This is a genomic window from Sphingorhabdus sp. (genome assembly GCF_023910635.1).
Classification (GTDB): Bacteria; Pseudomonadota; Alphaproteobacteria; order Sphingomonadales; family Sphingomonadaceae; genus Sphingorhabdus_B.
Genome location: NZ_JAAVVZ010000040.1, coordinates 1 through 9,423 on the forward strand (window position 1 = coordinate 1; position 9,423 = coordinate 9,423).

Annotated in this window: 8 protein-coding genes; all 8 read right to left on the bottom strand. The window is 54.1% G+C overall.

All coding sequences use genetic code 11. The annotated features are described in order from the left end of the window. Positions 1–1,073 precede the first annotated feature (1,073 nt). Positions 1,074–4,055 (bottom strand): MobF family relaxase, encoded by a 2,982-nt coding sequence (gene mobF / locus HEQ34_RS13565; protein WP_296201386.1) that lies wholly within the window; start codon positions 4,053–4,055, stop codon positions 1,074–1,076. Between the two features lie 3 nt (positions 4,056–4,058). Further along, positions 4,059–4,850, bottom strand: a complete 792-nt coding sequence (locus tag HEQ34_RS13570; RefSeq protein ID WP_296201387.1) for a hypothetical protein — start codon at positions 4,848–4,850, stop codon at positions 4,059–4,061. Further along, the gene (locus tag HEQ34_RS13575; RefSeq protein ID WP_296201389.1) at positions 4,847–5,137 is read right to left on the bottom strand and encodes a hypothetical protein; all 291 of its coding nucleotides are present in this window, start codon (positions 5,135–5,137) and stop codon (positions 4,847–4,849) included. Before HEQ34_RS13575 ends, HEQ34_RS13570 begins: the two co-directional genes overlap by 4 nt. Before the next feature lie 282 nt (positions 5,138–5,419). Next, positions 5,420–5,752: a hypothetical protein gene (locus tag HEQ34_RS13580; RefSeq protein ID WP_296201390.1), complete on the bottom strand. Its 333-nt coding sequence runs from the start codon at positions 5,750–5,752 to the stop codon at positions 5,420–5,422. Positions 5,753–5,786: 34 nt separating this feature from the next. Continuing rightward, on the bottom strand, positions 5,787–6,026 hold the full coding sequence (locus tag HEQ34_RS13585; RefSeq protein ID WP_296201391.1) for an AlpA family transcriptional regulator: 240 nt from the start codon (positions 6,024–6,026) through the stop codon (positions 5,787–5,789). A 120-nt stretch (positions 6,027–6,146) separates the two neighbouring features. Then, a complete protein-coding gene (locus HEQ34_RS13590) occupies positions 6,147–6,872 on the bottom strand; it encodes a hypothetical protein (RefSeq protein WP_296201392.1) in 726 nt (241 codons plus the stop codon). 287 nt (positions 6,873–7,159) lie between these two features. After that, complete coding sequence (locus HEQ34_RS13595) at positions 7,160–7,681, bottom strand: hypothetical protein (protein WP_296201393.1); 522 nt, start codon at positions 7,679–7,681, stop codon at positions 7,160–7,162. 341 nt (positions 7,682–8,022) lie between these two features. Continuing rightward, positions 8,023–9,204, bottom strand: a complete 1,182-nt coding sequence (locus HEQ34_RS13600) for a site-specific integrase (RefSeq protein ID WP_296201394.1) — start codon at positions 9,202–9,204, stop codon at positions 8,023–8,025. Positions 9,205–9,423: the final 219 nt, after the last annotated feature.

A 9,423-nucleotide genomic window follows, 5' to 3' on the forward strand; every position in this document is an offset into this window, starting at 1 on the left:
CTGCCGGGCGTTACGCGTCCTATGGCACTGGGCTTCCGCAGTGAAGAAATCCGCCTTAAGATCAAGCCCGAAGCCCTACCGGAAGCAACCGACACATCGCACTGAGACGTCTGAGGCGCTCAAAGCACGCCGGACGTAGAGATGTTGGAATCCGGTCCGATACCGGCGTCGCACGGGGTCGTTCGTTGGCGGCTGATCGACCCGAAATGGCACAGTCTGCAAGATGTCCGCAATGTTGTCGTGTCCGGAATGGCAGGTTTAATACCATATTTATCGGAAAGCTGCCTTACATTCAGCCGATGAACAAACTTCCGCTAACCAAGAATATCGCGCCGATAGCGGACTGTCGCCATCGTCCAACTTAGCTGCCGTTAAAGCGATGCATGAACGACCCGCTGCTTATCGCGAATGCCGCTGAGAGCGAGACTATCGGCATAGGCCAACGAAGCAACACGTGCTGCCAAGCGTCGATCGGACGGTGTTTATATTATTAAACGACAGGACCTGGAAAATCTGTGGCATTAAAAGGCCCGTTGGCTGACCGACTTTCCCCGGATCATTCCTGGATGTCGTTATCCAGTTCGATCTAACCTTCGTCCGTTAAACCTCACTGTGTTATTCCTGATGTCGATATCTCTAAGTCAGCGGGTTGATATTTAGCAGATTGCTGAAATAGGAGGTGCGGGAATCTGGTGGCTACTAAAGGGGCTCAATTCGCAAAATCTGGTCGCAGTAAGTATCGCGCAGCCACACAAGGCAGCATTCTATTGCTCGAACCCGACCGATTGACTCTGCTACACCGCGATCAATCATTGGGGCATGCGCATTAATTCAGAAGAAAATGTCAAATTGGCAAGGCGTGTTTCTAGGGCGTTCGGCGGCAGTCGGCATAATGTCCGAAAGGCATCGAAGCAAAATGCAGACGGTGTTTAGTTAATCAGCAGCAATGTCTGGAAATAGCCCGAGTAAAAGTGAAGCATTCAAAATCAAGAAAATGGTGGCGATTAGGCTGGTCGGCTCTTGCACTGAACCTCAAATATTCTCAGCATTAGTAATGTTGCCAGCACAACCGTTCACATGTCCATATCAAAATCATAGGTCTTTGCCGGGGATGAAACGGGTATCTTTAGTTCGGGCGTTTTAATGCCGCTATCACGGCTGACGACCTGATTGCTATCCTTTACCAGCCGCGATATCTTGATGGCAGCGCGTTCGAGCGATGCGCCGAGCAGTCTGTCGATGCCGCTTTGTCTTGATGGGCTGGTATCGCCACCAAGCTTCAGTTCGGGGGAGATATCCATTGCATTGGGCGTTGCACCTCGGTGGCTTTCGATGCTGCGCGCCACGGTGTCCTTGCTGTCGAGATGAAGTGCACTGTCCTCGCGCGCCCGGCTGTTCATAACGTAGAAGAGACTCTTACTGTTTAGCAGCCGGTCATTGCTGTCGATCACCGAGATCGTTCGGTCGTAGGTCATGCCCTGAACGCGATGCATATTGAGGACTCGCCCGTGAGCGAGGCTTTGGCTCATGGGGTCACCTGCCTGCATGCTCCACTCGCCTTTGTCATTGCCGACCGTCAGGCCGTTTTCGCCAAGCTTCAGCACATCAACCGCCGAGCCATTTGTGATACCGTTAGCTTTGTCATTGGTGGTCCAGATCAAACGGTCGCCTTCACGCACCTCAATTTCAGATGGCACTTTTAGGGCCAAACCTCTGGCATTGCTGGAGAGATGGGCGGGATCGAACCTCTGCCGCGTCCCATCCCGAGTAACTTCGACCTGGCGGCTGTCAGGGTCGATCCCGCGCACTTCATAGTGTCCGGGCACCAGATCGATGCTCGACTGATGCCGGTACACCTCTAGAAGCTGCCCTGGTGCATAGCTCGACAGCTGCTTCAACTGCTGGGTGGTCATATTGAGATTTTCGAAAGTCTGCAAGGTTAGGCCACTTGCGACGAGTTTGCCTTCAGCGATCAGACCGGCGCGTACATGATCGAGCAATTCTTTGCGCAATTTATGGCCTGAGGTGAGCAGGGCGGTTTGATCGCGTTCGGCACCAGACAGTTTTAACCATTGCTGTGCCGCTGCCTTTGCTGGATCGCGACTTTCTTTTACCCGCTCGCCCAGATGATCGAGCGCACCGCGAACATCGCCTACTTTAAGCGCGCTTACTGCTGCCCGCAACTCGGGGTTTTGCTGCCGCCTGTTCTCGCTCAAATACTCGGTAGGAGCTTGCTGGCGCTGAAACAGCGCAAATGGCCGCCCGGCTTCGACTGGATTGATCTGCTTTATATCGCCGACCAGCACCAGCTTGGCAAGACCGCTGCGCTCCGCCAGCTGCAACAGTCCGACCATTTGCCGGTGAGAGACCATCGAAGCTTCGTCAACGATCAATATCTTCCCGCCAAGTTCGGCGCGGGCATTGTCGATGCCCGTCGAGGTCGGCTTGCCTGTTGCGCCTACGTACTTTGACAGCAGCCCTTCGACAGATCGTACGTCCATGCCGGTCGTATCGCGCAACTGACCCGCCAGCTTGTTCTGGGGTGTCGCCGCAACGACATCGATGCCGTTACTATTGGCAACGTCACGCACAACCGCAAAGATCGTGCTCTTGCCAGCACCGGCGTCGCCCTGGATAAGTTGGATGCTGTTGGTGCCCGACAGGATCGAAAGGGCAGCAGAACTTTGCTCCATAGAAAGGTTGATACCTGCTGCCTCGCTTGCGTTGACTAGACCGGCCTGGGCGACTTGGGCATTCAATGGTGGTGAGGTAGCGTCGAAGCCTGCTTGCACTCGCGCGACCATCTCGGTTTCGGTTTTGAAGATATCGCGGGTGGTCATCAGTTCGCGGCCCTTGATCGCGCCGGTTAACAAGACGCGGGTTTCCACGAGCCGGTCGATCCGTGCTTCGACCTCGCGCACCGTTGCGCCGTGTTCGGCTATGTTGAGGGCCGCACGAAGCAGACCAAACGGCTCAAACGTTGCTTCACGTTCGGCAAGATGGCGCACACCTGCGGTTACGGCATAAGCGGCAGCCAGAGGGGCTGCGCGCGTCGTGAGCTCGGCACCAGCCATCAGCGGTTCGGGCTTGGGGCCAAAATAATGCGTTACCTTATCGACCAACGCTTGGCCCCAGGCTTTGACCTGCTCAATAAACCCGCGAGGTCGGATTGCTTCGCGCGCTGCAACTATAAGCGGCGATAGGTCCAGCCCGCTTTCGAGGGCTTGTTGCTGCCAATGCGCTGCGACTTGCGACGGCTCGATGGTTTCCTTGGCATCGCGGGTACGTTCGGCAACCGCCCGCATGCCTTGCGGTGTCTTGATGTCCAGTTCACTGGCTTTCGCCAGAATATCCGTGCGCCTTGTGCTCCATTCAGCAAGGACATCGCGGTCGATCCCGCGCACTTCGAAGCTCCCATGCTTGCCAGTGATTTCAGTCTGATAGCCGAGCTTTTGCATAAGGCTGCGAAGTTCAGCGTGATAGACCGCGCCAATCAGCGTGTTTTCCGAGTAGAGCTTGTCGTTATGTACCGCGCGCCACTGCCCATCGGGGCGCTGCGTTGCATTTAAGATCACGGCATGAACATGCAGCTGCGGGTCTTGTTTACGGCTGACATCGTGCTGGAACAGCGCATAAGCAAGATTACCGGTTTGGACGGCCCGGGGGCCATCGCCCGATACGCGCGCTTCAGCCAAGCGCTGCTCAACCCAGCCAAGCGTTGACTTGACCGCAGCCAAATGGGCAGGTGCGATGCGTTCGTCTTTTCCAACCAGCGCTAGCAATGAGACTGACTTCGGCGCAGAGAAGGTCAGGTCGAGACCGGGCCGGTGATCGCCTGCATTGTTTGAAACCACGCCGCCGCCGGGCAAATAGCCTTTCAGTAACTCCTCGAATTGCTCGGGCTCGACCGGCCCGGACAACCCTAATCGCGAAGCGGCATCGCCGCCCCATTCGCTAAGTTGCTCTTCTGCATCATCGCCAAGATAATAATTATCGGCAGCGTAGTATTCCGCAGCACCGCTAGCTGAACCGATCGCTCCGATCGAGACGACCATCGCTCATTCAACCACGACAAGCCGGGTGAATCGGACCGTGCAGCGGAAATTATGCTTAGCCGTTTTCGCACGATTTATGCAGGTGCCGTAGCTTTTTTCAAATTCTGCATCGCGCAGCAACGCTGTGGTTTCTTGCATCAAGTCTGCGCGCAGCGGGCTACCATTTCCTGCAACGATCTTAGCTGCTTGCCAATTAGTCTCTGCACCGGTCAGAGCAACAGCAAGTAGGCGGGCAGGGGAGGTGCCTGCAATCAGCCACAGCAACATGACAATGAGCACAACACCGACTGCAGTTCCCAACCCTAACATCTGCCGCATAGTGTGCTTGGTCTCGATTGCGCCCGTCATCCGCTTTTGCGCTGACTCCACGGTCCTGACAATTTCGTTGTTGAGTGCTTCTGCTGTCGCCAGCATGTGGCTGAGGCGTTGCTGGTCCTCTTGAGCAGCACGCTGCCGGGCGCTGGCAATTTGGTTTGATGTCTGCGGCTTGGGGATCGAGCGAAGCAGCTTGGTGCCAAAGTCATCGAGCGAACGGTCAAGATTTTGTCCTAGCGATGCAGCAGTATCGCCCAAGCGGTCGCAGGCATCGATTACGCGTCCGATCAGCCGGTCGTCGTTGAGCGTTGCAATCTTTGGCTGGGGTGGGGAAGGGGTTTTGCCTGCACCGGCAACATCGTTCTCGATCAAGCTGACCACCTCATCGGTCATTGTGACATTACTGCGCAGGCACAGCGTCTTGAACATGTCGCGCAAACCGACAGGAAGCTGGATCCGAAACTGGACGGTCTCGGTCATGCGCTTACCGCCTCTCTCGCCTTGGCGAGATAGCGTTCGATGCGAAGTTCAGTCTTTTTGCGGATGACCTCCTTTTGGGGATGGGCAGCGACCAGCTCTTCCAGCGTCGCCCTAACTTTCAAAGTCTGTTCCAGAAGCAACGCAGACTCTGACCCGTGCTCGCCAAGTGCCCGGACCAAAGCCTTTCCGGCCCACGCGCTCTTGGCCATGCCCGCAGCGCGCGCTTGCTTTTCGATGGCTAGAAGCTGCGGTTGATCGAGATACACAGTTAGTGGATGACGCGGCATGGCAGCCCTCCAACTGGGAAAAATCTTGCCATGGCGCAGGCCGCAATGTGCGACACATCCTGCACTGTGCGGCAACGCTGAAAGCCACCGAAATCTGCCGTATATTGCACTATGGTATGTGGGCATACCATATAGCACGCACGCATTGCGGATATGGTATGCCGCATACAAAAGGCTGAAATCTGCGCATCATGGCCGTCAGCTGACGGCGTACGGTGTGTCAGACTTACTTCTCTTCGAAACGAAGTTTCGAAGCCCATTTGAGCCTTCAAAACCTGATATTCAAAGGTCATTATCGGGACTCGCTTTTACAATATGCGCAGCGGCCCAATCGCGCACCGCGGCGATGTCCTCTCCATCGGCTTTTGCGCGGTCGGGAGAGACTTTTATAGGCTTGGTCGGAACGAATTGGGCAGGCGTTGGAAGCCAATCGGCGATGACATCATCGCAAGCCTGACGAAGCGATTGCAAAAGCGCGCAAGCTTCGACCGCAGACAATCCAAGCCAATTGGCTTTTATATAAATATTCAAACGCCGGATATGGGCCTCGATATTGAGGAGTGTAAGTTTCTGCTGAAAATTCTCGCTGTTAAATATGCGATTGAATTCGGACATGGTGCTCTCCGCTGTTCAATTGAGAAATGCGATTTCAATGTTGTTCAAAGGGAAGGGCGTTGACCCATTGCTGCACGTCATCCTGCCGCCAGCGGATGGATTTGCCGTTCACGACGCATGGTGGAGGAAATGTCTTGCTCTTCACGTAGCGGTAGATCGTCACGCGGCTTTTAAAGCCGGTGATAAATAGAACATCCGAAATCGTCAGCAAACCTCCGGTTGGCAGGGATTTTGGACTGACTTGAACTTCTTGTTTCATGGCTATGCCTTTCATTGAATGAAGGCATTCAGAGCTAATGGTGGTTCAAAGCTGCGCAATCTGGTTACTCGGTGATTATCCGGGTATTTTGCGGGTATCGCAGCCGATGACGGGACCTCGGGTTTTTAAGCGGTGCTAAATACCCAACGGGATTTGATCCTGATGCCCAAAATCCGTAAGATCGATCTTGCCTTCCAAATGCTGGCGGTACTCTTGATAAGCCTTAGGCCGCTCTCGGCTCAAAGCCTTTTTCAAAGTGTCATCGCTGGGGAGCCATGCGAATTTCGCAATAGCAGGATGCTTCTTCCTATCCAGTATGTCAGCAATGCACTGGTCCACCGGATTGTGTGGGTGTTGATTAAAGTAGTCATGCGCCTGCCTATAAACATAGGTCCAGCCATCCACAGCATTAGTTGCCCATTTCGAAGCCAGCCCATCCAAGCGGAACTGGAGAGACTTCGAGTCGATTTCGGCTAGCCAATGCCGGGGACGTGTTGGATCCCCATTAGGCGCGGCCTGAACAATCTCTGCTGCTTTAGCCGGATGCCGCGCGCCCGCTTGCTGTATTTGGCCGGTTGATGTGTCGGCAATCTCGTCCGGTTGCGCCGCTTTTAAAAGGGTAGAATAGGACCGTATCGGGTTCAACATGACCATAAAGCGGTCAAATCTGTTTTCTGAAAACAGCAGGATCGCAATCGAGCTTCGGAATAATTGGCGTTCAACAATGTCTCCGTTTGAACGAAAGGCTTCCATTGCACCGCGCGCGAATGATTCCAACTCGGTTACCAGTGGTCGCAGCGAAACCGGAACGACGTGCCATCCGAGGTTTTGGAGAAAGTGATGCTGTAATAGATAGGGCATCGGGACAGCGCATAAGAGCGCTAGGATTCCAATACCGAACAATATGACCGAACCGGTGAGTATGGATGACGCAATCACACAGAGGCCGAACAATATCGCAGCAAACCAGAGCGCAAAAACTATGCGCCAAGGCTTTGCAAATTGGTCCAGTTCTCGTTGCACTTGCCGCGTATCATAGCCCGCCGACTGTCGGCGCATTGCTTTCAAAGCGATGTTCAGGAAACTATCCATAAATCCTACCTCATTGGGAAAATGGATGAATCAGGGCTTTCATGCAAGCGCGACGATCACGCCGCTTCGCAGAGTTCCAATCTGCGCAGAAATCCGTCCTGGGCCACATCATGCGATTCGATATAGGTGTTGGCCTCTTTGACAATTCTGGCCCTAACCACTTCTTCCTTGTCGATATGGTTCTGCTGGTAAAGCCAGTCTGCAACCTCCTGCCAATCCCATAAGGGGTGCTTCGAAGTGATTTTAGCGGCGGGTGAGGGGAAGCCGGCCAATCGCTCTCCTTTAATATAAAGGGAGATAGCCTGCCTGCTCAATTTGGACCGCTCGGCGATTTCGCTCAGGCTGACCAAATGATCTGGCTCAACCCGCTCAACCTTCCAGCCCGATGTCTTCACTGCAAGGCAGGCCGATGCAACGGCGCTGGAGAATGACACGGCTTCGCGGTCAAACTCGGCAATCAACACACCTTTTTGAAAGCTAAGCGTTGCGTCATCGCATCCGGCCTCAAACAGGGCGTCTTCGTAGTTCGAACCACTATCAAATCCAGAGGCTATAATACTGAATTCAAATGTTTTCATTTCAAACCTCCTTATCGATATGAGGGCAACGATCTACTGCCCTGATGATAGCTTTGGCATGGTTTTGCGCGTTTTTCGGCGTTGACCACACACTGATCTGACATCCTTCACGGTCATGGAGAGCACACAACAGCCGTCCCCATGCATGACCATTTGAGAGTTTAAAGCTCCAGCCACTGAGTTCCGCATAGGCCACGGCGTGCTCAATATGCTTGTCAGGATGGCTGGGTCTAGCCAACCTGCGAAGCCCTATGTACTTGCTTGTTTACATTTGTCAACACCCTGTCCTCATATTGTTTTCACAAGCCCTAAAGCGCTGCGAAATTTGCCCCTTGCCCATACTACCTCGTGGCGGTCGCCAACTGCACGATATTGGTGTCCCTATCCGTGCAATAATTGCCCCATGCTTCCATCAACAGGCGGCGCTTTTCTAGCAAATTTCCACGACGATAGGCGGCTTCAACTTTGTTCTCGATGCTATGGGCCAAAGCCATTTCGGCGACCATGCCATCAAAATTGGTTTCTTCGGCGGCCCAGTCCCGAAAACTCGACCGGAACCCATGGGGAACGGCATTGACCTTCATGTCGCGGCAAATCTTGGTAAGCGTCATATCGGATAAGAACCGCCTGCGGTCACGCCCCGGAAAAATCATGTCGCTGTACACCGTCTTGAACTCCCGCGCCCTTTCTAGCGCGTCGATCATTGCGGCTGACAAAGGAATGGCATGCTCAACGCCGCCCTTCATCCGGGCTTCTGGAATGGTCCAGAGCTGTTTCTCCAGATCAATTTCAGCCCATGTGGCTCCGCGAACCTCACCCGAGCGCGTTGCACTCAAGATCAACAGTTCCAGCGCAAGACTGCCGATGGTGTCCATATTGTGCAGGCTGGAGATAAATTGCGGCACATCGTCATAGGGAAGGGCTGCGTGATGCTTCACTTTGGCTTTTGCCTTGGGCAGTGATTTATTTATCGCGGGCATTGGCAAGCCATTTTCGCGATAGCCTTTGGCCACCGCCCAATCAACTACGCTTACGATGCGCTGACGAACGCGGCGCGCGGTTTCCGGCTTTTCCAACCAGATGGCGACGAGCACGTCGCGCACATCGGGGCCGTCCAACACATCCATTGTGATGTCGCCGATGGCAGGGAAGGCGTAGGTCGTCAAAGTGGTCATCCACTGCGCGCGGTGCTTGGCATTGCGCCATGTCTTCTGATTTTCGGCAAAAACCTTTGCTGCGGCATCGCGGAATGTGGGGATGTCCTGATTTTTGATTCGTTCGCGAATTGGATCAAGCCCGGCCTCGACCTGCGTCCGCACTTCAAGGCAGCGTTTGCGGGCCTCGGCCAAGGAAATCAGGGTTTCACTGCCCAATCCAAAATCACGCCGCTTCCCGCGTCGCTGGACACGGCAAACCCATGACCGCGACCCCGTGGGACCGACAAGGAGATACAATCCATCGCCATCGGAATAGCGTCCGGGCTTTTTTGCGGACCGGACAAATGATGCGGACAAATAGCCCATAAAATCTGCTCCCTCATTTACTCCCTCACGCTAGGCGAAATAATACAAAACGTCAAGCAACGACATGCAATGAAGAAAGTCCTATAAAATATTGGTTTTTTGATGTTTTTGGAACTTTATGGAACGGCTTGAAACAGCCATTTGGCGGACAGGGTGGGATTCGAACCCACGGTGGGCTTCCACCCACGACGGTTTTCAAGACCGTTGCCTTAAACCACT

Excerpts from the sequence above, each read along its gene's own strand:
- HEQ34_RS13575 (WP_296201389.1), bottom strand. The coding sequence starts at position 5,137 with ATGCCGCGTCATCCACTAACTGTGTATCTCGATCAACCGCAGCTTCTA.
- HEQ34_RS13590 (WP_296201392.1), bottom strand. The coding sequence starts at position 6,872 with ATGCCCTATCTATTACAGCATCACTTTCTCCAAAACCTCGGATGGCAC.
- HEQ34_RS13570 (WP_296201387.1), bottom strand. The coding sequence starts at position 4,850 with ATGACCGAGACCGTCCAGTTTCGGATCCAGCTTCCTGTCGGTTTGCGC.
- mobF (WP_296201386.1), bottom strand. The coding sequence starts at position 4,055 with ATGGTCGTCTCGATCGGAGCGATCGGTTCAGCTAGCGGTGCTGCGGAA.
- HEQ34_RS13580 (WP_296201390.1), bottom strand. The coding sequence starts at position 5,752 with ATGTCCGAATTCAATCGCATATTTAACAGCGAGAATTTTCAGCAGAAA.
- HEQ34_RS13600 (WP_296201394.1), bottom strand. The coding sequence starts at position 9,204 with ATGGGCTATTTGTCCGCATCATTTGTCCGGTCCGCAAAAAAGCCCGGA.
- HEQ34_RS13595 (WP_296201393.1), bottom strand. The coding sequence starts at position 7,681 with ATGAAAACATTTGAATTCAGTATTATAGCCTCTGGATTTGATAGTGGT.
- HEQ34_RS13585 (WP_296201391.1), bottom strand. The coding sequence starts at position 6,026 with ATGAAAGGCATAGCCATGAAACAAGAAGTTCAAGTCAGTCCAAAATCC.